The 23,667-nt window shown below is 57.5% G+C and carries 18 protein-coding genes and 1 pseudogene; 11 read left to right on the forward strand and 8 right to left on the reverse strand.

Features of this window, described 5'->3' with window-relative positions; genetic code table 11:
- Positions 1 to 3 precede the first annotated feature (3 nt).
- The 3 genes from purL to H9646_RS00690 all read left to right on the forward strand — a co-directional run bounded on the left by purL (position 4) and on the right by H9646_RS00690 (position 5,559).
- The gene (purL, locus tag H9646_RS00680; RefSeq protein WP_191721409.1) at positions 4 to 4,014 is read left to right on the forward strand and encodes a phosphoribosylformylglycinamidine synthase; all 4,011 of its coding nucleotides are present in this window, start codon (positions 4 to 6) and stop codon (positions 4,012 to 4,014) included.
- A gap of 445 nt (positions 4,015 to 4,459) precedes the next feature.
- Positions 4,460 to 4,939, forward strand: a complete 480-nt coding sequence (locus H9646_RS00685) for an NUDIX hydrolase (RefSeq protein WP_191721410.1) — start codon at positions 4,460 to 4,462, stop codon at positions 4,937 to 4,939.
- An 83-nt stretch (positions 4,940 to 5,022) separates the two neighbouring features.
- Positions 5,023 to 5,559, forward strand: a complete 537-nt coding sequence (locus H9646_RS00690) for a P-loop NTPase family protein (RefSeq protein ID WP_191721411.1) — start codon at positions 5,023 to 5,025, stop codon at positions 5,557 to 5,559.
- A gap of 167 nt (positions 5,560 to 5,726) precedes the next feature.
- Here H9646_RS00690 and H9646_RS00695 read toward each other — a convergent pair whose 3' ends face one another.
- Positions 5,727 to 7,394 (reverse strand): 2-isopropylmalate synthase, encoded by a 1,668-nt coding sequence (locus tag H9646_RS00695; RefSeq protein ID WP_191721412.1) that lies wholly within the window; start codon positions 7,392 to 7,394, stop codon positions 5,727 to 5,729.
- A gap of 271 nt (positions 7,395 to 7,665) precedes the next feature.
- On the opposite strand from H9646_RS00695, the pseudogene H9646_RS18315 reads away from it, so the two are divergent.
- Both H9646_RS18315 and H9646_RS00700 read left to right on the forward strand, forming a co-directional pair.
- A pseudogene (locus H9646_RS18315) lies at positions 7,666 to 7,905 on the forward strand (AraC family ligand binding domain-containing protein); the annotation flags it as partial.
- Positions 7,906 to 7,923: 18 nt separating this feature from the next.
- A complete protein-coding gene (locus tag H9646_RS00700; RefSeq protein ID WP_225213938.1) occupies positions 7,924 to 8,502 on the forward strand; it encodes an AraC family transcriptional regulator in 579 nt (192 codons plus the stop codon).
- 141 nt (positions 8,503 to 8,643) lie between these two features.
- On the opposite strand, the gene phnX is transcribed toward H9646_RS00700, so the two are convergent.
- The 5 genes from phnX to phnD form a co-directional block, all read right to left on the reverse strand.
- The gene (gene phnX, locus H9646_RS00705) at positions 8,644 to 9,510 is read right to left on the reverse strand and encodes a phosphonoacetaldehyde hydrolase (RefSeq protein ID WP_191721414.1); all 867 of its coding nucleotides are present in this window, start codon (positions 9,508 to 9,510) and stop codon (positions 8,644 to 8,646) included.
- A gap of 45 nt (positions 9,511 to 9,555) precedes the next feature.
- Positions 9,556 to 10,662 (reverse strand): iron-containing alcohol dehydrogenase PsrA, encoded by a 1,107-nt coding sequence (gene psrA / locus H9646_RS00710; protein ID WP_191721415.1) that lies wholly within the window; start codon positions 10,660 to 10,662, stop codon positions 9,556 to 9,558.
- Between the two features lie 132 nt (positions 10,663 to 10,794).
- A complete protein-coding gene (gene phnE, locus H9646_RS00715; protein ID WP_191721416.1) occupies positions 10,795 to 11,634 on the reverse strand; it encodes a phosphonate ABC transporter, permease protein PhnE in 840 nt (279 codons plus the stop codon).
- Entirely contained in the window at positions 11,634 to 12,509 is an 876-nt protein-coding gene (gene phnC / locus H9646_RS00720; RefSeq protein WP_191721417.1) for a phosphonate ABC transporter ATP-binding protein, read from the reverse strand. Before phnC ends, phnE begins: the two co-directional genes overlap by 1 nt.
- The gene (gene phnD, locus H9646_RS00725; protein ID WP_191721418.1) at positions 12,506 to 13,378 is read right to left on the reverse strand and encodes a phosphonate ABC transporter substrate-binding protein; all 873 of its coding nucleotides are present in this window, start codon (positions 13,376 to 13,378) and stop codon (positions 12,506 to 12,508) included. The genes phnC and phnD overlap by 4 nt, the downstream gene beginning before the upstream one ends.
- Before the next feature lie 146 nt (positions 13,379 to 13,524).
- Between phnD and H9646_RS00730 the strand changes: the two genes are divergently transcribed.
- Entirely contained in the window at positions 13,525 to 14,391 is an 867-nt protein-coding gene (locus H9646_RS00730) for a LysR substrate-binding domain-containing protein (RefSeq protein WP_191721419.1), read from the forward strand.
- A gap of 183 nt (positions 14,392 to 14,574) precedes the next feature.
- Here H9646_RS00730 and H9646_RS00735 read toward each other — a convergent pair whose 3' ends face one another.
- Complete coding sequence (locus H9646_RS00735) at positions 14,575 to 15,216, reverse strand: CatB-related O-acetyltransferase (RefSeq protein WP_191721420.1); 642 nt, start codon at positions 15,214 to 15,216, stop codon at positions 14,575 to 14,577.
- Between the two features lie 530 nt (positions 15,217 to 15,746).
- A complete protein-coding gene (locus H9646_RS00740) occupies positions 15,747 to 16,070 on the reverse strand; it encodes a tetratricopeptide repeat protein (RefSeq protein WP_191721421.1) in 324 nt (107 codons plus the stop codon).
- A gap of 845 nt (positions 16,071 to 16,915) precedes the next feature.
- On the opposite strand from H9646_RS00740, the gene H9646_RS00745 reads away from it, so the two are divergent.
- The 5 genes from H9646_RS00745 (at position 16,916) to H9646_RS00765 (ending at position 23,619) form a co-directional block, all read left to right on the forward strand.
- A complete protein-coding gene (locus H9646_RS00745; RefSeq protein ID WP_191721422.1) occupies positions 16,916 to 19,303 on the forward strand; it encodes a TonB-dependent siderophore receptor in 2,388 nt (795 codons plus the stop codon).
- Between the two features lie 266 nt (positions 19,304 to 19,569).
- Complete coding sequence (locus H9646_RS00750; protein WP_191721423.1) at positions 19,570 to 20,235, forward strand: DsbA family oxidoreductase; 666 nt, start codon at positions 19,570 to 19,572, stop codon at positions 20,233 to 20,235.
- Positions 20,236 to 20,901: 666 nt separating this feature from the next.
- On the forward strand, positions 20,902 to 21,771 hold the full coding sequence (locus H9646_RS00755) for a rhodanese-like domain-containing protein (protein ID WP_191721424.1): 870 nt from the start codon (positions 20,902 to 20,904) through the stop codon (positions 21,769 to 21,771).
- An 84-nt stretch (positions 21,772 to 21,855) separates the two neighbouring features.
- Entirely contained in the window at positions 21,856 to 22,863 is a 1,008-nt protein-coding gene (locus tag H9646_RS00760; RefSeq protein WP_191721425.1) for a DUF808 domain-containing protein, read from the forward strand.
- A 147-nt stretch (positions 22,864 to 23,010) separates the two neighbouring features.
- Entirely contained in the window at positions 23,011 to 23,619 is a 609-nt protein-coding gene (locus H9646_RS00765) for an OmpW/AlkL family protein (protein WP_191721426.1), read from the forward strand.
- Positions 23,620 to 23,667: the final 48 nt, after the last annotated feature.

Here is a 23,667-nt window from a genome sequence, read left to right on the forward strand (position 1 = left end):
CACGTGACCTTGCATCTGACTCAGTTTGAGGGTGGAAACGCCCTGAGCTCGTTCCGCGCCCAGCAACTCCTGACCGATCTGGTCGCTATCCATCCCAAGATCACGGGCATTGCCGCCCGATTTGTTCATATTGTCGCCACCGAGGCTGCCCCCACTGCAGAGCAATCGCAGCGTCTGGCGGCTCTGCTGACATACGGAGACCCCTATGAAGGTGGCAACGACGGCTTGGCGCTGCTCGTTACACCCCGTCTGGGCACGATCTCACCCTGGGCTTCCAAAGCTACGGACATTGCCCGCAACTGCGGCCTGTCGATCCAGCGCGTGGAGCGCATCACCGAGTTCCGTGTGGCGCTCAAATCTGGCTTGCTGGGTGGCACGCCGGAGCTGAGCACGGAGCAAATCGGTCAGATTGCAGCGCTGTTGCATGACCGCATGACCGAGTCGGTGGTGGCCAGCCGTGACGAAGCGCTGCAGCTGTTCACCACGCTGGACGCCAAACCCATGGAGTTTGTGGATGTGCTGGCAGGCGGCGCAGCCGCGCTGGAGACCGCCAACAAGCAATGGGGCCTGGCACTGGCGGAAGACGAAATCGAATATCTCGTCAAAGCCTTCAACGGACTTGGCCGCAACCCCAGCGACGTCGAGCTGATGATGTTTGCGCAAGCCAACTCTGAGCACTGCCGCCACAAAATTTTCAACGCCAACTTCACCATTGATGGCGTGGCGCAAGACAAATCGCTGTTCGGCATGATCCGCAACACCGAAGCCGTCTCGCCCCAGCACACGGTGGTGGCGTATTCGGACAACGCCTCGGTCATGGAAGGCCATGAAGTCGAGCGTTTTGTCGCCCGATTTGACGCGAGCGCCGGCACCGTCAGCGCTCCCAGCTACCAAAAACAAACCGCCACCAGCCATGTGCTGATGAAGGTCGAGACGCACAACCACCCCACAGCCATCTCGCCGTTCCCCGGCGCATCGACGGGCGCGGGCGGTGAAATTCGTGACGAAGGTGCCACCGGCCGTGGCTCCAAGCCCAAGGCGGGTCTGACGGGCTTTACCGTCTCCAAGCTGTGGGGCAGTGAAGTGGGCAAGCCTGAGCACATTGCCAGCCCGCTGCAGATCATGATTGAAGGCCCCCTGGGTGGCGCGGCGTTCAACAACGAGTTTGGTCGTCCCAACCTGACGGGCTACTTTCGCGAGTACGAGCAGCAAGTAGGTGACATCACCCGTGGCTACCACAAGCCCATCATGCTGGCCGGTGGCCTGGGCGTGATTGATGCTGAGCAGACCAAAAAAATTCTGTTCCCAGCGGGCACGCTGCTGATTCAGCTGGGTGGCCCCGGCATGCGCATTGGCATGGGCGGCGGTGCAGCCAGCTCCATGGCTTCGGGCACCAATGCAGCGGAGCTGGATTTTGACTCCGTGCAGCGTGGCAACCCCGAGATTGAGCGCCGTGCGCAAGAGGTCATCAACCACTGCTGGCAGCAAGGCGCGGCCAACCCCATTTTGGCGATCCACGATGTGGGCGCAGGTGGTCTGTCCAACGCCTTTCCTGAGCTGACCAACGACGCAGGCCGTGGCGCGCGCTTTGATCTGCGCAAGGTGAATCTGGAAGAGTCCGGCCTGGCCCCCAAGGAAATCTGGTCCAACGAGTCGCAAGAACGCTACGTGATGGCGATTGCACCCGAATCGCTGGCGCAGTTCACCGCGTTCTGCGAGCGCGAACGCTGCCCGTTTGCCGTGATCGGCACCGCCACCGAAGAGCGTCAGCTGGTGCTGGAAGACACGGCGGTGGAGTCGGGCGACCAGAAGTACCCGGTCAACATGCCCATGGACGTGCTGCTGGGCAAGCCGCCCAAGATGGTCAAGGACGTCACCACCGTGGTGCGCGAGCTGCCCGCCATGGATTTGAACGGCCTGCCGCTGGAAAAAGCCGTGATCGAAGTGCTGGCCCACCCCACCGTGGCCTCCAAGCGCTTCCTGATCACCATTGGCGACCGTGCCGTGGGTGGCTTGACGCACCGCGACCAGATGGTTGGCCCCTGGCAAGTGCCGGTGGCTGACGTGGCCGTCACTTTGGCTGACTTCAAGGGCTTCAAGGGTGAAGCCATGGCCATGGGCGAGCGCACGCCGCTGGCGGCCATCAACGCGCCTGCATCGGGCCGCATGGCGGTGGCTGAAGCCATCACCAACATGCTGGCTGCGCCGATTGAGCTGTCCAAGGTGAAGATGTCTGCCAACTGGATGGCCGCTTGCGGCGAGCCCGGTGAAGACGCTGCGCTGTACGCCACCGTGAAGGCCGTGGGCATGGAGCTGTGCCCGGCGCTGAATATTTCGATCCCTGTGGGCAAGGACTCGCTGTCCATGCGCACGCAGTGGACAGAAAACGGTCAGGTCAAGAAAGTCACATCACCTGTGAGCTTGCTGATCACCGGCTTTGCGTCGATTGACGATGTGCGTACCACGCTCACACCGCAGCTGGATGCCGATGTGCAAGACAGCTCGCTGGTGCTGATCGATCTGGGCCGCGGCAAGATGCGCATGGGCGGCTCCATCATTGGCCAGGTGCTGAACCAGTCGGGCAACGAAACGCCTGATCTGGACGATGCCAAGGACTTGATCGCGCTGGTCGATGCCGTGAACGCGCTGCGTGCCCAGGGCAAGATTTTGGCCTACCACGACAAGGGTGACGGCGGCCTGCTGGCCACCGTGGCCGAGATGGCCTTTGCCGGCCATGTGGGCGTGGCGCTGAATGTGGACATGCTGATCACCGAAGGCGACGGCATCTCTGACAGCCGCATGGACTCGGGCGAAGGCAAGAACTGGGGCGCGCAAGTGTCCGGCCGCCGCGAAGAGCAGACCCTGCGCGCACTGTTCAACGAAGAGCTGGGTGTGGTGCTGCAAATTCGCACAGAAGACCGCAGCGAAGTGCTGCAGGTGCTGCGCGAGCACGGCCTGATTCAGTGCAGCCACATTGTGGGCAAGACGCGCCCGGCTGCATCGGCGATGGACGTGGGCAAGGGCGAGCTGCAAGTGTGGCGTGATGCCAAGAAGGTGTTTGGCGCCACATTGAGCGATCTGCACCAGGTGTGGGATGCCGTGAGCTGGAAAATTACCCAGCAGCGCGACAACCCCGTGTGTGCCGACAGCGAGCACGCCGCCGCTGGTGTGCCCAATGACCCCGGCATGCACGTGCACCTGACGTTTGACCCGCAAGAAAGCGTGGCCGCGCCTTTCGTTAACGTGGCTGCCAAGCCCCGTGTGGCGGTGCTGCGCGAGCAGGGCGTGAATTCGCACGTGGAAATGGCCTACGCCTTCACCGAAGCAGGCTTTGAAGCCGTGGACGTGCACATGACCGACCTGCAGTCGGGCCGTGCCCAGCTGGCAGACTTTGCCGGCGTGGTGGCCTGCGGTGGCTTCAGCTATGGCGACACACTGGGTGCCGGTATTGGCTGGGCGCGCTCCATCACGTTCAACGATCGCCTGTCCGAGCAGTTCCAGGCCTTCTTTGGCCGCACCGACACCTTCGGTCTGGGCGTGTGCAACGGCTGCCAGATGTTTGCCGAGCTGGCCGATATCATCCCCGGCGCGCAAGACTGGCCACGCTTTACGCAAAACCAGAGCAACCGCTTTGAAGCGCGTCTGAGCATGGTGCAAGTGCTGGAGTCGCCCAGCCTGTTCCTGCAGGGCATGGCCGGCTCGCGCCTGCCGATTGCGGTGGCACACGGTGAGGGGTACGCCAACTTCAAGTTCCGTGGCAACCCCGATCAGGTCATTGGCGCAATGCGTTATGTAGACAACTTTGGTCAGCCGACCGAGCAGTACCCGTTCAACCCCAACGGCTCCGCCGGTGGCCTGACCGCTGTGACCACGCAAGACGGCCGCTTCACTGCCATGATGCCGCACCCTGAGCGTGTGTTCCGCAACGTGCAGATGAGCTGGACATCGGGCGACAAGTCGCAGTTCAGCCCCTGGATGCAAGTGTGGCGCAACGCCCGCAAGTGGCTGGGTTAAACGTTAGGCGCTGAGGGCGCAGTCCAAAAAGGCTCTGCAATCGCAGAGCCTTTTTTATGGATGCTGGATAAAAATAAGAGCTTGTAGCGCTTACCCAATGGTGGTTTCAGATATAAAACTATCTAAAAGTGTTATAGGGTAAGCGATGTAAGCTATTATTTTGTTTTTGTGTATGGCCGCACTGCTTGGGCGCTTGCAACTGCGCAGGAGGGTTTGTTCACCCCTGTCTGCGGCCTGTTTTTGCTGCGAGCTGGGCTTTGTGCGTCTTCCGGTTTACAGGGGAGCTCGTTTTGATGCTTCGTAGGCAGTGCGCAGCTTTCGTCTGGCCGTGCCCACTGTCTTGCTGATCAGGCCATGGCTCGATGGCTGCAATTGGCCATCAGCAGTCCTTGTCCTTGCGGCCACAATTGCACGTAACTTAATCTTCATTGGCGAGAGACAACGCATGATCCCACCAAAGTGGAGACCTCCGGCACACATCAAAGTCAAAGCACTTGGACTGCACTGGCGAGAAGACAAGCTCCTTGCTGCAGAGGTCTTTGATGACCAGGGCCGCCTTCAAGGTGTTCGCCCGCTTGGAGGCAGTATCGAGTTCGGCGAGCAATGGCAATCCGCACTCATGCGCGAATTCAAAGAGGAGCTGAGCGTTGACGTTGAAATAAAAGGCTCTCCCCTGATCATGGAGAATATTTACACCCATGAAGGAGAGGTCGGCCATGAAGTCCTTTTCATTTGCGAAGTAGTGTTCAGTACCGCCATGTTCAGGCAGCACAGCAGCATCGAGTTCCATGAAGACAGCGGAACACCATGTACTGCAAGATGGTTTGATCTGGCGGAACTCGATTTGCCAGGCGGGCCTGCACTTTTCCCAGCAGGCCTTAAGACAGCGCTTCAAGGCTGGCTGCGTAGCTCATCTAATACCTGAATGGAGTCGACCATAAACAGCCGGCGCCCAGGCTTGGCACGCGTTCTCAGCGACTGGCAGTGATGTAAAAGCAAAGGACAACGATGCGCTATTTGGTGATTGGCACAAGTGGGGCGGGCAAGTCTACCTTTGCTAAGAAACTGGCAGTTCAGACTCAGTGCCCCTACATTGAATTGGATTCTTACTACTGGGGGCCAGGCTGGCAGGCAGTTGCACCCGAGCAGTTCAAGCGTTGCGTGGTTGAAGCGACGCAAGGAACACGCTGGATAGCCGATGGCAACTACAGCGCTGTCCGAGAGGTGCTCTGGTCACGAGCCACGCATGTTGTGTGGCTCAACTACAGCCAATTTACGGTATTTTCTCGCTTGCTCTGGCGCACTCTCAGCCATGGCATCACTGGCAAGCGCCTGTCGCACGGAAACCGTGAGTCGCTGCGCATGGCGCTCTTTTCCAAAGACTCGATACTTCTGTGGTCACTGTCTAGCTATGCAAAAAACCAGTCAAAGTTTGCGGCTCTGCGCAAGCATGAAGATTTTTTGCATCTCCAGTGGGTAGAGATAACCAAGCCTTTAGAGGCCAGGGCGTTCCTCAAGTCGATCGCTTCTTCACCAGAGCGCTGACAAGGCTTGATATCCACTGTCTTGCGGCAGCCAAGTCTTTCAATGACCACTTTAGAGTGGCTCGGCTGTCGGCTCAGGGGGGGCGATCTGCAGCTGTTGCCATCCGGCCCCAGGAGCAGTCGCTAGAACTGTCCCTCACTGTCAGGTGAAGGACAGTAAAAGTAGCCTTAACTGGCGCAGTGGCTCAATCTCATCGCCGCGTTGAGGACCGCAAGCACCGAAGCTTTCACAATATTGGCATCTTTTCCAGCACCGAATCTGGAACCCGCTACACCTGCGCAGCTCGCTTCAACAATCGCCACAGCGCATGCCTGCGCCCCTGTGCCCAAGCTTCGCTCCTCATAGCTGTCGATGCGTATGGGCAGATTCAGCGCTGCAACGGTGGCAGCGATTGGGCCATTGCCAGTACCAATGCTCGTCTGGGGCTGGCCTTGTTCATTCAACCACTGCAGTTCAATCCCTTGCCCGCTAGCATCTTCAAATAGCCGGTGGCTGATGTATTGCATCGACCCAGCGTTCGTGCAGGGTGCCAAATAGGTGCTCTGAAATACATCCCAGATCTGGTGACTGGACAGTTCCGTTTCACTGGCATCAGCCATCGCCTGAACAATGGAGCTGAATTCAATCTGCATACGCCTTGGCATCACAATGCCATGGTCGCGTTGCATAAGGTAGGCAATCCCTCCCTTACCGGACTGGCTGTTGACCCGGACAATGCTGTCGTAAGTACGACCCAGATCTTTGGGATCTACAGGCAGGTAAGGCACCCGCCACAGCGCACCAGGCTTTTGCGCCGCAAAACCTTTGGCAATTGCATCTTGGTGAGAGCCTGAGAACGCTGTGAACACCAGGTCGCCGGCATAGGGATGGCGTGGATGGATTGGCAACGCAGTGCATTCTTCCGCAATGCGTGCCAGGCCGGAAATGTCGGAAAAATCCAACCCTGGCGCAATGCCCTGGGTGTAGAGGTTCAAAGCCAGCGTCACCACATCCAGATTGCCACTTCGCTCGCCGTTTCCAAACAAGCAGCCTTCAACGCGCTGCGCACCAGCCAGTACAGCCTGCTCCGCGCAGGCCACGCCTGTGCCTCGATCATTGTGCGGATGGACCGACAGCACGACGTGTTCGCGCCGAGCCAGGTGCCTGCTCATCCATTCAATTTGGTCTGCAAACACATTGGGAGTAGACACCTCGACGGTGGTTGGCAGGTTGATGATCACTGGCCGCTGCGGCCCCGCATTCCATGCAGCAATGGCTGCGTTGCACACTTGCAGTGATACCTCCAGTTCTGCCATGCAAAAGGTCTCGGGCGAATACTGCAGCACCCATTCGGTTTGCGGGTGCTCTTGTGTCAGCCGTTTAAGCAGCTGAACGTGGTGCTCCACCATCGTGATGATCTGTGGCACCTCCATGCCAAAGACAATTTCTCGAAACGCTGGCGCAATTGCGTTGTACAGATGAACGATTACACGGCGCGCTCCAGCTACGCTTTGCACGGTGGTGGCGATTAGATCTTCACGCAATTGCGTAATAACCATCGGTGTCACGTCATCAGGAATCAAGTGCGCATCGATCAAGTGACGCACGATGTCAAAGTCTGTTTGCGAGGCCGACGGAAAACCTACTTCAATTTCCTTGAAACCTATGCGCACAAGCTCTTGAAACAGCCGCAGCTTGCGCTCGCGGTTCATGGGTTCAAACAATGCCTGGTTGCCATCACGCAAGTCGGTGGATAACCAAGTCGGAGCTTTTGTCAGCGTGCGCGATGGCCATTGGCGATCAGGCAAGTTAACGACAGGAAAGGCGCGGTATTTTTCACAGGGATTAGCCAGCATGGGAGCCTCGATATAGGTGGACTAAGTTGCTGAGTTTCCTGCTCCAAGGAGCTGGCTAATGTCGGGATCTGGGGAACCCAGCTTGGGACGATTCGCAAACGCATGCGGACAGACCCCGATCCAATGACAGGGCTGGTAGGCATAGCGAAAACGTGTGCGAAAAGTTCACTGGAAAAGACTTGTGTAAAGCAATGCCCGCACTTTAGACTTTCTTGAAAGAGGTATCTATCAAAAAATACCCATTCGTTTTATCAATTTGGACATTTAACTTATGGGCTTTGCTTCACCAGATCGCCAGGGACACGCGCTTGAGCCATGCCAAGCACAGACAGCTTCAGACCTGCCTGTCTCGGGTGTCGTGGAGTGCTACCCCGCAGCCCATGTCGTGCCCCCGCATAGCCATCCGCATGGGCACTTAATTTATGCATCTACCGGAGTCTTGCTCGTCAAGGCGGCTACCGGGCAATGGCTGGTCCCACCCACCACCGCGGTGTGGCTGCGCCCCTGCGTTGAACACGAGCTCATGGCAATGACTGCAGTCACCGCACATGGCATCTTCATTGCCGAGCACATCGCAAAAGAGCTGCCGCAGATGGATTGCGTCGTGAACGTATCGCCTCTGATGCGCGAAATCATCTCGGCCCTGGTCAACGGGCCTCTTGAGCCACCTTTGCAGCTGCGTGATGCACTTTTAGGTCAACTGCTTGTGCAAGAGTTGAAAACGGTAGGGCACCTGCCGTTTTATTTGCCGTGGCCCGATGACCAGCAGATGAGTGAAGTTTGCGAATACCTGATGCGACACCCCTCACATGCAAACAATGCCGACAGCATTGCTCAGCGCTATGCAATGACTTCCAAGACCCTGCATCGCCGCTTTTTGAAAAGTACGGGCATGAATTTCGGGCAATGGCGTCAAAAGATGCGCTTAATCAAGTCCATCGAGATGCTGCTGCAGGGAAGGGCAATCATCACTGTCGCAGCCCAAAGCGGCTACGACAGTCATAGCGCCTACTGCGTGGCGTTTAAAAAGACCTTCGGCTGTCCTCCCTCTGAGTTCATCGCAGCGGCGCGAAACATCAAAAACAATGCACAAGAAATGTCCCCCTAGGGCGGCTTTTCATCACTGCATTTGGCAAAAAGCAGCCCTCAAGGGCATCTCTGGAGAGGCGGTTTCCAGGCTGGTTGCAGCCGTTTAACTTCGAAGCGGCCAGTGACTGCGCACGCGCCAGGCAGTCACTGAACCCTGATGTTAGCCAGCAGGCGCTTCACCTCGGCGCATACGTTCGCAGATGTCTGCCAAGACCGTCGGCAAGTCCGCAATACTCCTCACAACGTAATGCGCGCCCGATTTTTGAAGCTTGGCCTCAGCCACAGCCACTCTGGCATTGATTTCAGCGGTTGGAGCCTTCGAGTATTCCTCGGCGCTGTAGCCAACTTCGTTTCCGGACAAGCTTAAGCCAACAGTCCACATGCCAGCATTAAGTCCTTCTTCAATACCGGGGACAGTGTCATCCACCTTCACGCAGGCACGCACATTGCTGATGCCCAAGGCCAGCACATTGGCCAGCGCCATATAGGGGCCGGGGCGGCCACCTGAGGATAGTTCATCACCAGCGACAACATGGTCTGCACAGATGCCGGCCTTGGCGGCCTGGGGCAGCAGCTGATTGAGAACTTCCCGGGGATAGCCAGAGCATGAGCCCACTTTCAGGCCATTGGCACGCAGCCATTGCAGCACTTGCACGGCCCCGTCAATTGGCGCAGAAAACTCTCCCACCTTGGCAATTTGCATGGGCATAAAGCGCGCGTAGATATCGTCCACATCAGCATTGCTTGGATTACGCCCAAACTTGCTGCTCCACTGCGCTGCAATACTAGGGTCTTGCAGCAGTTGATGGATATGGTCCCACTTGGACAAACCCATTGGCCCTCGCGCTTGTGTCAGCGTAATGGTGATACCAAATGTCGAAAATGCTTCTACAAAAATCTGCGTAGGTGCCAGTGAACCAAAATCGACCAGTGTCCCGGCCCAGTCAAAAATGACAGCTTGTAAAGGAGAGAGATCAACCGCTTGTGTGTCGAGCGTTTGAATTTCTGCGGCAGTGATGGCGTTCATGGATGGTTCTCTTGAAAAATCAAATTGTGGTGAAGGCAATAGCTATCAGGCACTTGCCAATCTGCAGATAAAGTTGCGACCTCGCGGGCCGTTTGCGGCTTTGTGGAGCATTTTTTTCCATGCACCCGGCTCGATCCCGTAATGCGTGGGATCTGTTGCAACACCGAGCTTTTGCAAGAAGTTGCACAGGCGTTTTTTGGCAATTGCCGGCTCGATGGTGTTGAAGATGGACAGCAGCGCTGCATCAACCTGCGCATCACTGCCTAAGGCCATCTCCAGCACTAACGGCAAGCTAAATGAGCAAGCGATACCGTGCGGTACACCGTGCTGCAGCGTGATGTCGTAAGACAGTGAATGCGCCAGCGCCGTTTTGGTGTTGGAGAATGCGAGCCCGGCCAGCAAAGCGGCCTGAGCCATGTCGCTTCGAAGCTGCACATTGCACAGATCGTCCATCAAGGCAGGTAGCGTCGCCATCACTTGGCGGGCAGCTTGCACCGCCAGCGATATGGAAACGGGGTTGCGATTGACGTTCCAGATCGACTCCAGTGCATGCGACAGCGCATCCAGCCCCGAGGCCAGGGTCGCACCGGCAGGCAAGCTGCGCATCAACCCAGCATCAATGATGGCGGCCTCAGGCCAGGTGCATGCTTGATGCAGTGAATGCTTGCGCCCGCCTGCTTGGTCCCAGATGGTGGCCCAAGGCGTGACTTCGCTGCCAGTACCTGCCGTTGTCGGGATAGCGATCAATGCCTTGTGTGCATTGGTTTGACTGGTCGCTGGTAATTGGCCTGCCTGTTCAAGCACCTCCAGCAATTGTTCAAACTTGCCGCTGGGGGTTGCGCACAACAATGCCTTCGCAGAGTCAATGGCACTGCCGCCACCTAAGGCCACGATGACAGGTACATCTGCATGCTCACGCTGCACTTGCTCATACAACGGAGCCAGCCATTGGACATCCGGGTTGGGGGCAATGGTGTCGATGACTCCGTGCAATTGCTCGCCGACCAGCTGCTGGGTACGTTCTATCATCCCGAGTTCATGCGCTTCAGGAAACGTCACCAGAATGCAGCTGCGACCTGCAAGCAATGCAGGCAATTTATCCAGGCTGTTGATGCCTGCAGTGACGTTTACGGGGTTGTGATACTTCCACACGGTCAGAGTCTTTTCAAATATTGAGGATGCAATTGGCCCTGTGCGCTGGAGCTGAGTGCACAGAAAGCTAATTTTTTGATGGATTGAATGTGGTGCTTCGATTGCGCACCACTGAATGCGCAGTGGGCCAAATCAGTGGCGTGCGCCTTGCTGAATTCGATTGCGCAGCCAGTTGGATGCCATGTCTGCGGCAATCACCATCACCGTGATCACGATGATGCAGGTCGCTGTTTCCTGATAGCGAAACAGCTTGAGGCTGCTGACCAGCTCAAAGCCCAAGCCACCGGCTCCTACCATGCCGAGCACCGTGGCTGAGCGCAGATTGACCTCGAAGCGGTAGAGCACCACCGCGATCCAAGCGGTAATGACTTGAGGTACGACGCCAAAGGCGATGACCTGAAGCTGGCTGGCACCTGCACTTCGCAGTGCTTGCAGCGGACCGTCGTCAATTTCTTCAATTGCTTCGGCAAAAAATTTACCCAGCATGCCCATGCCGTGCAGGGCCAACGCCAGCACACCTGGAAACGGACCCAACCCCACCGCTGAGACAAACACCAAAGCCAAAATCAGTTCATTGATACTGCGTACCACGTTCATGAATTGGCGAGTTACCCTGCGAAGCCAGTGCCAGCTGTGAAGATTGCTCGCCGCGATAAATGACAGAGGCAAGGCGAGCAATACACTCAGTAAAGTCCCCCAGATGGCAATTTGAATCGTCTCCATGGCTGGGGCCCACAGACGCGGCAAGATGCTCCAGTCAGGCGGCACCGATCGGGACAGAAAGTCCCCAATCTGTGGCATGCCACCAGCCAGTTCGCTCCAGCTCATCTGCGCACCACCTGCGCTCCAGTGCAACAGCCAGCCAATACCCAATGCCAAGGCAGCATAGGTGAGCCAGCTGCCCGTCGTTTCAGGGCGGCCTGCCGTCCAAACCCAGCGGGCATTTGTCTTATGTAAACGTGGCGCTTGCATCACAACGCCCTCTCGGTAGCAGCCACTGCGTGTGCCGCATTGGCAGTGGCGGGCATCCATTTTCCTGCGCAGTAGGCAGGTACGTGTTCGTGAGGATAAGGTCGAGGTTGCACCCCATCCATCGCCGGCATGGAGCTGGATTGCACATCGGTCGTGTGATAAATCGCATCCAATGCAGCCGCATTCAGGGCAGCGGGTACATCGTTAAAGACCATGCGTCCCTGCGCCAGCCCCACAACACGATCACCGAACTCTTTGGCGTAATCGACCTGGTGCAGATTGCAAACCACGGCGATGCCCATTTCTCGTGTGGCATCCCTGAGGTACTGCAAGACGCTGCGGGCTGTCTTTGGGTCCAAGCTTGCCACTGGCTCATCAGCCAAGATCACATTTGGCTGTTGTGCCAGCGCCCGGGCAATGCCTACGCGCTGCATTTGCCCGCCCGATAATGCCTGGGTGCGTTGATCAGCTTTGTTGATCAATCCGACGCGCTCTAAACACTGGTCAGCCAGCACGATATCGCTGTGCCTGAACATCTGCATCATTGAAGCAAACGTGCCAACCTGTCCCAGACGACCCGTCAATACGTTCTTGCGTACCGACAGTCGCGGCACAAGGTTGTGGTGCTGGAAGACCATCGCAACATGACGTGCCAATTCGCGGCGCGAGTGCTTTTGCATCAAGTCAATTCCACCGACTTGCAGCGTACCGCTGTCGGCTCGGTTGAGTCCATTCATACAACGCAGCAGCGTCGATTTACCAGCACCGGAGAGGCCCAGCATGACCACAAACTCACCGGCTTTCACATCCAGGTCGATGCCATGCAGCACGTGGTTGCTGCCATAACTCTTGCGCAAGTTACGGATCGTGATCATTTCATTTTTCCTAGATCCAGATTGAGGGTCTTGGCCGTATCACGTACCACGTTGTAAGCCGCATCGTTGGTAGCTGCAAAACCATTGAGTACGCCCCGGTCACCCCAAGGCAGCCCTTTAATTTCTGCCAGTGCTGCGGCTACTTTTTGCTTGGTCTGTGCATCCAATCCCTTGCGCCACGCCATGGGTGATTCAGGGATGGGCTGAGAAGTCCAGATCACCTGGAAATCTTCTGCCTTCACATGCCCCTTGGCCACTGCCGTCTGAAAAATAGGACTAGCTACTGCTGCCGCATCTACCTTGCCATGGGCCACGGCCATGATGCTTGCATCGTGTGAGCCAGAGAAGATGACGCGCGAGAAATATTTGTCTGCATCAACGCCATCGCCTTTCAAGCCCGCTTTAGGAAACAAGTGACCTGATGCCGAGCTGGGATCGACGAACGCAAAAGTCTTGCCTTGCAACTGCGCCACGCTGCTGGGGCCCTTGTCTTTTTTGCTGATGATGATGCTTTGATAGGAGCTTTGGCCTGATTTTTTTGAAACCGGAATCGCGAACGCTTCGGCGTTGGCCATCTGTGCAGCCAACACGTAGGAGAAGGGGCCAAAGTACGCCACATCAATCTTGCCTGAGCGCATGGCCTCAATGACACCGTTGTAATCGTTGGCGACAAAGGGCTTGACCTTCAAACCAGTTTTCTGCTCCAGCTGCTCCATCACTTGCTGGCTGGCGCGCATCATGGCCTGTGCATCTTCTGACGGAATTAGTCCGACTCGCAATTCGCTGTTCTGTGCCCAAGCTGCGCCGGTAGCCGTCAGCAGCAAAGACGCTATAGATGTTTGTAGCCAAGCTTTACGAGTCATTTTCATGGAAGTCATCCTTTGCATTTGCATCGTTCGCAGCACGGTATGTGGTGCGATGGGTTGAATGCTAGGCAAGACATATGACTGTCATGTGAAGGTTTCAAAATCAGTTTTGACACCTTCTATAGATAAATCCTTGAGATGAGACTTGCATGAGCACTGCCCGTTATCGCGCTTTTATAGCTGTCGCTCAGCATCGCAGCCTCAGTGCTGCAGCCCGCGCTCTGGGAGTGAGCCAGCCGACCATATCCAGTCAAATCACGACGCTTGAGCGGCAAAGCCAGATTGAGCTGTTTCACCGTCAGGGCTATCGAATGTCGCTGACGGGCGCTGGTCACAAGCTGCTGGCTCTGGCTCAGAAAATAGTGGCCATCGAATCTGAGGCAGATTTTTTCCTTCGAGACTCGGGCAAGCTCAATCAGGGGGAGCTGAAAATTGGCGCGGTCGGTCCATTCCATGTCATTGAGATGGTTGCGTCATACCGTGCATGCCATCCTGGCATGCAGTTGTCTATCCGCATGGGGAATTCTCAGCAGGTGCTGCACGACCTGGAGCACTACATCACGGATGTCGCCGTGCTCGCTGGCATGCATGAGCGCCCTGAGTTTCAGGCGTATGAGTACGCACGCCATGCCATCATCTTGTTCGTGCACAAAAGTCATCCTTTTGCACAACGCCGTCAGATAGATATCCAAGAGCTCAATGGTCAGCCGCTGCTGTTGCGTGAACCGGGCTCCACCACCCGTGCCGCCATAGAAAAAGTACTCAGACAGGCTGGTGTCAAAGCACAACTTGGCCTGGAAATTGGTAGCCGTGAAGCCATACGAGAAGGCGTCATTCGAAGGCTTGGTATTGGCGCTGTATCAGAAGCCGAATTCATCGCAGATCCAAATTTGGCACCCGTGCGCATTACTGGCGACCCGGCTCACACCACTACTTACGTGTATTGCATGAAAGAGCGCAGCGATAGTTTGCTGGTTCGCTCGTTTATCAAAACATTTCAGCAGTTGCGGCCTTGAATCTGATTAACCTAGTCGTGCGGAACATCGCTTCGCCTGGCTCAATGACATTGGCCAAACTCCGTAAACAGCTGCCATGACGCAGCGCTCGGCCTTACGGATTGAGGCATGGCCAGCGACCATGGCTTGGGGGTCTTCGGCACCTGCAGATCGGCCATGAGCACGCAAGCATGGTGTTTTTCGTCAAAGTGTCTCGGCTGCGGCACGCTCCAGCGCGTCGATATCGCAGGCACACAGCAGCGGCTGCAGACGCTGGAATTTTTCGGCGGGCCAGTCGTAGATCTTGAGCGCCAGCAGCCGCGCAATCACGCTGTCTGCAAAGCGGTTTTTGATGCACTGGGCTGGATTGCCGCCCACCACGCTATAGGGCGCCACATCGCGGGTGACCACGGAGTTGGCCGCAACCACGGCACCTTCGCCAATGGTCACGCCCGGCATGATCATGGCGCGCATGCCAATCCAGGCGCCGTCACCCAGGGTAGTGGGGCCCTTGCCCTGGTAGGCATTGCTGATGTTGTCGGCAAAGGGGTAGAGGCTGAACCAGTCGGCCCGGTGGGTGTGGTTGCCACCCATCAAAATCACCGCCTCGGCACCTATGCACACATAGTCGCCGATATACAGCGGATCGATCTCCCACTGCGGCTGCCAGTGCTGCAGGCTGTAGGCATCGCCATACAGGTAGCGCACGACGGACTGCTCAAAGCCGCCATCCCAGGCATCGCTGTAATAGCTGTGCTGGCCTTTGATGTGGATGTTGGGGTTGCGTACGGTCTGGTGCAGCATCTCCACGCGGGACCAGTGCTTGGATGGTGGCTGGATAGACATCAGGGCGTTTCTCTACAAAAAAACAAACCTGCTCAGGCAGGGGTGGGGCTCTTGCATCCATGCTAGCGCAAGCAATCTGGCAGGGGTGCACTGCGAACTGCTGAGCCAGCTCAGCACTGTGCATCGCACTTCAGTGCGCCACTGGCTTTGAAGGCGGCGCTGTGCTTGCGTCTTGAATGGATGGCCGGGGATTGCTCCAGATTCGACCTGCTGTCAGGCCGTTTTTACGGCAGGGCATCTCGCGTGGACCACTGTTCAAAAAACCGCTGCCACGGCTCATAAACGCCTATTTTTCCACGTCCGCTGTCGCGGTCATCAAGCATAGGCCGGCAGAAAATTCCAGCGGCCGCTATGGATCGCTGACAGCCGTCCACGTTAGCCCGCAGTTGATAGAGCCTGACAGGCTGCAAGCTGTGGATATATGCTTTTGCGACAGAGCCGGGAGGTATTCAAGACACCCGGCCAATCGAGGAAAGACAGGCGAAGAAAGAGGGTGGTGTGCGCTGCTTTCAGAAAAAACCGCGTGCAGGCTAGCGGGCTGGTTTGTCCAGCCGTTTCAAGAACACGCTCAGCTCTTTGACGACCTGCGCATCGCCGTTGGTCTGGGCGCAGGCCAGACCCTGCGTCCACGCTTGGCGTGCGGCGTCGCTGTCGTCGAGGGCCAGATGGACTCTGCCCAGAAGTTTCCAGGCCACGGAGTACTGCGGCTCCAGCGCCGTGGCCCGCTGCAGGTGGAGCAGCGCAGCAGCGGGTTGTTCGCTGTCGAGGGCGGCCTTTCCCAGGGTATAGCGCAGCAGCGCGGTTTCCTTACCGGTAGCCAGCAGGGCTTCTAGGCGCTCGGTCATGGAGGGCATGCCAATCCTTTGGGGTGCGTCAATGGCGCTATGGTGCCCGGGTCAGAGAAAGCGCATGGCACACAGGTCAATTGTCCCGGGCTTGCAAAGCAGTCCTGAGCCTCAAGGAAAAGCGGCTTAAAGCAAAGGGTGGCAAGCAGGTCGCAGCTCCAAATATGTGCGTTGTAGCTGTCTGATATGGGTGGTGTGCGGCTGTCCATATTGGGCAGCCAGGCGTCCATGAAATTTCAGCAAATTGTTCATGGGGACTGGAATGGGGGGCCAAGAAAAGCTGCAATCTGCGTTGTATAGGTGTGGGCTCAAGCGCAAAAATATCCATCTCTCTCCTTGCGGTGGCACTGGGCGCTGATCAGCACCGCTTTGCGGTTTGGCATGGTCACTCAGCGCTGCCTCCGGGGGCAGGGCGGTGCAGGCAGGCAGCGATGCTCAGGGCTGCAGCCGAGTATTGGCTGCGGTGCATTTGCTGCTATTGGGGAGCGTTAAAACCCGCCAAATTGGGACAACGCCTTGGCCTTGATCTGTGCCATATATCGTTGCCTTCAGGCAACAATAGCAAATCATATTGAGATTGATTCGCTTTTAGAAATGTATCATCGGCACCGCCTTGCGCAGGGCGACTGCAGCCGTTTTCTTGAACCGTGCTGTTCCCGCAAGGCCTTGTGCAGGCTGTGTAAAGGGTGCGTGTTAAGCCCCTTTCATTGTGGGCTGCACCTGAGGTTGCCTGCGCTTTGCGGTGCCAAGTGCGCTGCGGGCGCTGATGGCTGACTTTCAGGTGCGCGGCAGGTTTGGTCCATGGCCGTCTCTGCAAGTCAGTAATTTTCTGATCTGACGAGGACGTCTCTTTCATGCTTTCCCCCTCCTTTAAACCCCGTCGCACCCTGCTGGCGCATGCGAGCATCTGCCTGGGCCTGGCCCTGCAAATGCAGGCTGCCATGGCACAAACTGCGCGTTTTGATATTCCCGCGCAGCCATTGTCCAGCGCGCTGGAGCAGTTGGCCCAGCAGGCCAATCTGAAATTGGTGGCATCCCCGCCGGCAGCGCAGGGGCGTCAAGCGCCTGCTGTGAAGGGGGCGCAGGATGTTGAGCAGGCGCTGCATACGCTGCTGACCGGCTCGGGTCTGCAGGGCAGGGTTGAGGGCGGCATGCTCACCGTGCAGTCTGCCCCTGCTGCGGGCGAGCCTGCGACCTTGTCTGAAGTGACGGTGCGCTCCAACCAGCTGGGCGAAATCACCGAAGGCAGTGGCTCCTATACGCCGGGTGCCATTGCCACGGCCACGCGTCTGGTGCTCACGCCGCGCGAGACTCCACAGTCTGTCAGCGTGGTCACGCGCCAGGTGATGGATGACTTTCAGCTCAACTCGATTGACGACGTGATCAATCACACGCCGGGCGTGAGCATCGTGACGTATGACAGCGAACGCACCGAGTACTACGCGCGCGGTTTTGCCATTCAGAACTTCCAGTACGACGGTATTCCGATGACGCGCAACTCTGCCTATTCCGCAGGCAACACGCAGACGGATATGGCGATTTATGACCGGGTTGAGGTGCTCAAGGGCGCGACCGGTCTGCTCACCGGCAGTGGAGACCCCGGTGCTACCATCAACCTGGTGCGCAAGAAGCCCACACGTGAATTTGCTGGCCACGCCACCCTCAGTGCAGGCAGCTGGCAAAACTACCGGGGTGAGCTGGACATCAGCGGCGCTCTCAACGAAAGCGGCAGCATCCGTGCGCGTGGCGTGGCGACCTATCAGGACAAGCAATCGTTCATGGACAGGTACGAGCGCAAGACGGGTGTGCTGTACGGCATTGTTGAAGTCGATCTGACGCCCGGCACACTGCTGACAGTGGGCGCTGACCGCCAGGACAACAAGCCCACGGCATCGACCTGGGGCGGCATTCCGCTGCTGGACTCCAATGGCAGTTTCAACGCCATGCCCCGTTCGTTCAACAACGGTGCCAACTGGAGCCACTGGGACCAGTACACGCGCACCACCTTTGCCACGCTGGAGCACAACTTTGACAGCGGCTGGGTCACCAAGCTGCAGCTGAACCACCAGATCAATGGTTACAACGCCAATCTGGGCGCTGCCGCAGGCGGCAATCCCAACCCGGTAACGGGTGGCGGGGTGAAAATGTGGCGCGGCCAGTACATTGGCCGCACCACCAGCGATGCCGCTGACGTGTACGCCAGCGGCCCCTTCTCGCTGCTGGGGCGCGAGCATGAGCTGGTGGTGGGCGGTAGTCTGGCCAAGCGCCGCTGGAAAAATGACGGCTACTTCAACGACAACAGCGGTTTCAACGGTGATGTGGACAACTATTACCAGTGGAATGGCAATGTGCCCGCTCCGGTGTGGAACAGCACCCCGGACTACACCGATGACGAGACCACGCACGAAAGCGGTATCTACACCACGGCGCGCTGGAACCTGCGCGATGACCTGAAGCTGATCACCGGTGGGCGTTTTTCCAACTACAAGAACAAGGTGCAGGAGCAAGACGAAAAGAACGTCTTCACGCCCTATCTGGGTGCGGTGTATGACCTGAACGAGAACTATTCGGTCTATGCCAGCTACAGCGGTATCTTCAAACCGCAGTCCGCCCAGAACGAACGGGGGCGCACGCTGGACCCGTTGGAAGGCACGAACTACGAACTGGGTGCTAAGGCGTCATTTTTTGGTGGCCGCCTCAATGCCAGTGCTGCCGTCTTTCAGATAAAGCAGGACAATTTCGCCGTGGAAAGCGGTGGCACCACGCCCAGTGGCAACCCCGCCTACCGCGCCATTCAGGGTGTGAAGACCAAGGGCTGGGAGGCCGAAGTGTCTGGCCAGATCACCCCGGCGTGGCAGATTCAGGCGGGCTACTCACACGGCGTTGCGCGCAAGGGCGATGAGCGTGTATCCACGCTGACGCCTGCCAACCAGTTCAACCTGTACACCAGCTACAAGCTGGGCGGCTCCATGACTGGGCTGACGCTGGGCGGCGGTGCCCGCTGGCAGGACAAAACTTGGGGCACGATCAGCGTGCCTACAGGGGGCAAGACGGTGCACACCGTTCAGGACTACTGGGTGCTGGATGCCATGGCCCGCTATCAGTTCAACAAGCAACTGTCGGCGTCGCTCAACATTAAGAACCTGCTGGACAAGAAGTACTACACCATCTTCAGCCACTACAGCACCTACACATGGGGTGAGCCGCGCAGTGTCAATGTCAGCATGACGTACAAGTTCTGACGCTTCAAAGGCGGCCTCGATGCCGCTTCAATTCTTTGAATACACCACGGGCCAGTGTGGCCCGGCGGTGTTTTTTTATGCCTTGGTGCAGGGCAGGGTGGCTTGCTTCACAGTTGCACCATCCACACGGCAAGTTGCTGGAGCGCGCCAGCAACGGCCACCAACGGCCACCAACGGCCAACTGCTGCCAGCAGCGCAAGCCCGATGCCAGCGCGGGTTTTGGGGGCCGCCTACGATGAGCGCATTCGTTTTTTCTGGACTCTGCCATGACCAGTGCGCCTGTTACCTTGAAGATTGATTTTGTTTCTGACGTCTCCTGCCCGTGGTGCGTGATCGGGCTGAAATCGCTGCAGCAGGCTGCACAGCGTTTACAAGACCAGGTGGCGCTGGAGCTGCACTTTCAACCGTTTGAGCTGAATGCGCAGATGGCCCCTGAGGGACAGGACATGGCGGAGCACCTGATGGAAAAGTACGGCGCCACGCCTGAGCAGTCGCAGCAAAACCGTGATGCCATTACACAGCGCGGTGCGGCGCTGGGCTTTACTTTCAATATGGGTCAGCGCAGCCGTATCTACAACACCTTTGATGCACACCGGCTGTTGCACTGGGCCGGGCAGGAGGGGGCACAGGGGCAGCAACTGGCACTGAAGATGGCGCTGTTTTCAGCCTATTTCACGCATGGCCAAAGCCCGGCAGACCATGCGGTGCTGTTGCGTGCAGCCGAGTTCGCAGGGCTGAACGTGGAGCGCGCCCGCGAGGTGCTGGACACGAACATGTTTGCCGACGCAGTGCGTGAGCGCGAAGCGTTTTACCAGCAGCACGACATTCACTCGGTGCCAGCCGTCATCATCAATGACCGCCACCTGATTCAGGGCGGGCAGCCGGTCGAAGTGTTCGAGCAGGCCCTGCGTCAACTGGCCGCAGATGCCTGATGGTGCTTGATAGCGCTTGAGGGTGCTATGAGTAGTAGAGCTGCTAACGCTTGTTTGTATTGGTTTTTAGATATAAAAGTATCTGAAAATCAATCAGGTCAAGCGCTGGCAGCTATCTTATTGAATTCTTGGTTTATTCAGTGCTTGGTGCGCCCAGTGGATTGGCTCAGCCCGTGATGCAATCCCACGCAGTGCATGCACCACAGCGCTGTGGTGCTGGGGCAATGGCTCAAGTGGCCGTCGCTACAGAGCCCATCTGCTTTGAGTGCACAGCGCAATGCAGGGTGCGCGCACTGTCGCTGCTGCTTCACCGGTGCGGTGCAGCGGACTTGGATTAAAAGCTCAGCCATTGCAGCAACGTGCCCAGCCAGCGCAGCAGGGCCAAAATGGCTTCCAGAAAATTGGTTGGGGCAGGGTCGGCACTTGCAAACATGGTGGCGCCATTGTGCAGTGCCCGCAGTTTCCACGTTCAGGCAAACGCCTATGATGGCGGGCTGAGCGCTGCGCACACGTACTCCAAAAATGCCCTTGTCTGGCCTGCCGCATGCACCGCATCGGCTTGCTGCGGTGGCACTTTGGCTGCCCACCGTCACTGACAGAGGTGCGTGCGCTGTGGCTGCAAAGGGTAGCGCGGCTGCCGTTTCGTTGATTGAACACAAGATTTTTATGCCAAGCAGCAAATTTACATGGGCGCTCAAGTTGAGCGCATTGGGTGCGGTGGTTCTGACTTCGGGCTGCACCTATGTCAAAGGCTTGTATGGTGGAAAAACCGCCCCTGCGCCGGCAGCTACGGCCACTACCTCGCAAGTGATGTATGCGCCCGAGCGCCACTACGCCGGCGATATCAGTGCTGCACGTGCCTATATCGGCACGCAATTGCCAGTCAGCCAGAGGATGGCTCTGCTGGATGTGCGTGATGCCACGGAATACCGCCTGGGCCACCCCGAAGGTGCACGCCACCTGCCGTATCCGCGCATGTACCAGCAATGCCAGCCGCACCCCAGTGGCGCTCCTGAGGCGCAGATTCGCTCGGATGACGGCAGCCAATGCCGCTATGGCGTGGTGCAGGGCAGTGAAGTGCGCACCAGCGCAGAAAGCTTCTGGCAGGCGGTACAGGCGGTGCTGCCGTACAAAGACGCACCGGTAGCCATTCTGTGCCGCACAGGAGCTTGTGCAGTCGATGCCGCCAATGTGATGGCACGCCCAGATGTGTTCGTCGACAAACGTTTTGCGGGTCAGGGCTATACCGAGGTGTACGTCATCAAGGAAGGTTTTGTGGGCGAGCCCATGGCCGCCATTGATGCACCAACGGGCAAACTGCTCAGTACCGATAAAAAAGGCGAAAAACTCAAACTGGCCACCTCCAGCCACACCTTCTACGGCACAGCCCCTGTGGCCCTGGATGTGAACAAGGATGGAAAAATCACACAGGCGGACTGGAGCGGCTGGCGCAACTTCCTGGGTTTGCCTTATGGCGTGAGCATGCAGCCCAATTTGCTCAGCGAGTCAGCGCACAACTATTACGACAAGCCCTGAACACGTGCGCTTTCTGCCTTCTTCCTACACGCAGGTTGAGGGTGCACCGATCAAGATAACGCTTTCTTTCGCAAGGACATGAGCATGGCTGGTGGTGGACTTTTAATGCTTCTCGATGACATCGCCGCACTGCTCGACGATGTGGCGCTGATGACCAAGGTGGCGGCACGCAAATCCGCCACCATGGCCGATGATGTAGCCGGAATGACCAAGGTGGCCATGCAAAAGACGGCGGGTGTGCTGGGCGACGATCTGGCACTCAATGCCGAGCAAGTCTCTGGTGTGCGCTCCAACCGCGAGTTACCCGTGGTCTGGGGGGTGGCCAAGGGTTCGCTGGTCAACAAGGTGATCTTGGTACCGGCGTTCTTGCTCATCAGCGCTTTTGCCTCCTGGCTGATTACCCCGCTCTTGATGATTGGCGGGGCATTTTTGTGCTTTGAAGGGGTAGAAAAAATTGTGCACTCCCTGCACAAGCGCAGCAAAACGCACGACCCCGTACAAGAAGCCCTTGAGGCCCAGGCACAGGGCCTGGCTCCGTCTTCTGTGCGCCAGAGCAAAGAGCTGGGCATTGACCCTGCCACTTACGAAAAGCAAAAAATCGGCGGCGCTATTCGAACCGACTTTATTTTGTCGGCAGAAATTCTGGCCATTGCGCTGAGCACCATTGCTGATGAACCACTGCCCAAGCAGGTGGCGGTGCTGGTGGCAGTCTCGATTGCCATCACCGTGTTTGTGTACGGCTTGGTGGCCGGCATTGTGCGGATGGACGACGTGGGCAACTGGCTCATGCGCCAGCACAGCAGCGCGGTGCAGGCCATGGGCCGAGGCTTGATTGCGTTTACCCCGTGGCTGATGAAAGGCCTGTCGATCGTCGGCACAGCGGCCATGTTTCTGGTTGGAGGCAGCTTGCTGGTGCACGGCATCGGCCCCATTCAGGGCTGGATTGAAAGTGCGGTGATACCCCAGGGTGGTGTGGTGCAGGCCGTCGTACCCCTGCTGGTACACGTGGTGGTGGGCGCCGCCATTGGTGGCGTCATCGTGCTTTTGGTCACGCTGTGGCAGCGCCTGCGAGGCTCGGCTGCGGCCCACTGAATACGGCGTGTTGCGAAATTCCAACATTTCTGAAAGCACTGAAATGTGCCTTGGTGGTGGATTGATATAAGGCAAACCCTTGGGTGGGGCGCAGTGATGCAATGGGTTTCACGGGGGTTGTCCCCGGACTTTTACTGATCACCCATTATGAAAAAGACTCTGCTGGCTGTGGCCGCTCTGTGTGCGTTGACTTCCGGTGCTGCAATGGCGCAGCAGCAAGATGGCAAGTGGCAAGTGCGCCTGCGCGCTGTGAACATTGATGCAGCCAATAAAGGCTCGGCGGCTGACGCACTGGGTTTGAGCATCAATGACAAAGTGATTCCTGAAGTGGACATCAGCTACTACTTCACGCCTAACTTTGCTGCCGAACTGATCTTGACTTACCCTCAAAAGCACAATGTGCGCTCCACGGTTGTCGGTGGCAAGATTGGTACGCTGAAGCACTTGCCTCCCACTCTGCTGGCCCAGTACCACTTCACCAACTTTGGTGCATTCAAGCCTTATGTGGGCGCTGGTGTTAACTACACACGTTTTTCGGGCGTGGATTTGCTGGATGGTGCTGCTGATGTGAAGCGCAACAGCTTTGGCGGCGCACTGCAAGTGGGCTTTGACTACGCACTGGACAAGAACTGGTCGCTGAACTTTGACATCAAGAAGGTTTACATCGATACGGACGTGTCTTTGGCCGGTAACAAAGTTGGCAAGTTCAAAGTTGACCCAGTGCTGGTCGGCGTGGGCGTTGGCTACCGCTTCTAATTTCCAACTCTCCTCCTCCAAGGGGCTTTTAAACCGCTGTGCTTCACA

The sequence above is a fragment of the Comamonas avium genome (genome assembly GCF_014836675.1).
GTDB classification, from domain to species: domain Bacteria; phylum Pseudomonadota; class Gammaproteobacteria; order Burkholderiales; family Burkholderiaceae_C; genus Comamonas; species Comamonas avium.

What these genes read in the sequence shown, in the direction of transcription:
- H9646_RS00685 (WP_191721410.1), top strand. Translation starts at nt 4,460, where the DNA reads ATGATCCCACCAAAGTGGAGACCTCCGGCACACATCAAAGTCAAAGCA.
- H9646_RS00690 (WP_191721411.1), top strand. Translation starts at nt 5,023, where the DNA reads ATGCGCTATTTGGTGATTGGCACAAGTGGGGCGGGCAAGTCTACCTTT.
- H9646_RS00695 (WP_191721412.1), bottom strand. Translation starts at nt 7,394, where the DNA reads ATGCTGGCTAATCCCTGTGAAAAATACCGCGCCTTTCCTGTCGTTAAC.
- H9646_RS00700 (WP_225213938.1), top strand. Translation starts at nt 7,924, where the DNA reads ATGACTGCAGTCACCGCACATGGCATCTTCATTGCCGAGCACATCGCA.
- phnX (WP_191721414.1), bottom strand. Translation starts at nt 9,510, where the DNA reads ATGAACGCCATCACTGCCGCAGAAATTCAAACGCTCGACACACAAGCG.
- phnE (WP_191721416.1), bottom strand. Translation starts at nt 11,634, where the DNA reads ATGCAAGCGCCACGTTTACATAAGACAAATGCCCGCTGGGTTTGGACG.
- phnC (WP_191721417.1), bottom strand. Translation starts at nt 12,509, where the DNA reads ATGATCACGATCCGTAACTTGCGCAAGAGTTATGGCAGCAACCACGTG.
- phnD (WP_191721418.1), bottom strand. Translation starts at nt 13,378, where the DNA reads ATGAAAATGACTCGTAAAGCTTGGCTACAAACATCTATAGCGTCTTTG.
- H9646_RS00730 (WP_191721419.1), top strand. Translation starts at nt 13,525, where the DNA reads ATGAGCACTGCCCGTTATCGCGCTTTTATAGCTGTCGCTCAGCATCGC.
- H9646_RS00735 (WP_191721420.1), bottom strand. Translation starts at nt 15,216, where the DNA reads ATGTCTATCCAGCCACCATCCAAGCACTGGTCCCGCGTGGAGATGCTG.
- H9646_RS00740 (WP_191721421.1), bottom strand. Translation starts at nt 16,070, where the DNA reads ATGCCCTCCATGACCGAGCGCCTAGAAGCCCTGCTGGCTACCGGTAAG.
- H9646_RS00745 (WP_191721422.1), top strand. Translation starts at nt 16,916, where the DNA reads ATGCTTTCCCCCTCCTTTAAACCCCGTCGCACCCTGCTGGCGCATGCG.
- H9646_RS00750 (WP_191721423.1), top strand. Translation starts at nt 19,570, where the DNA reads ATGACCAGTGCGCCTGTTACCTTGAAGATTGATTTTGTTTCTGACGTC.
- H9646_RS00755 (WP_191721424.1), top strand. Translation starts at nt 20,902, where the DNA reads ATGCCAAGCAGCAAATTTACATGGGCGCTCAAGTTGAGCGCATTGGGT.
- H9646_RS00760 (WP_191721425.1), top strand. Translation starts at nt 21,856, where the DNA reads ATGGCTGGTGGTGGACTTTTAATGCTTCTCGATGACATCGCCGCACTG.
- H9646_RS00765 (WP_191721426.1), top strand. Translation starts at nt 23,011, where the DNA reads ATGAAAAAGACTCTGCTGGCTGTGGCCGCTCTGTGTGCGTTGACTTCC.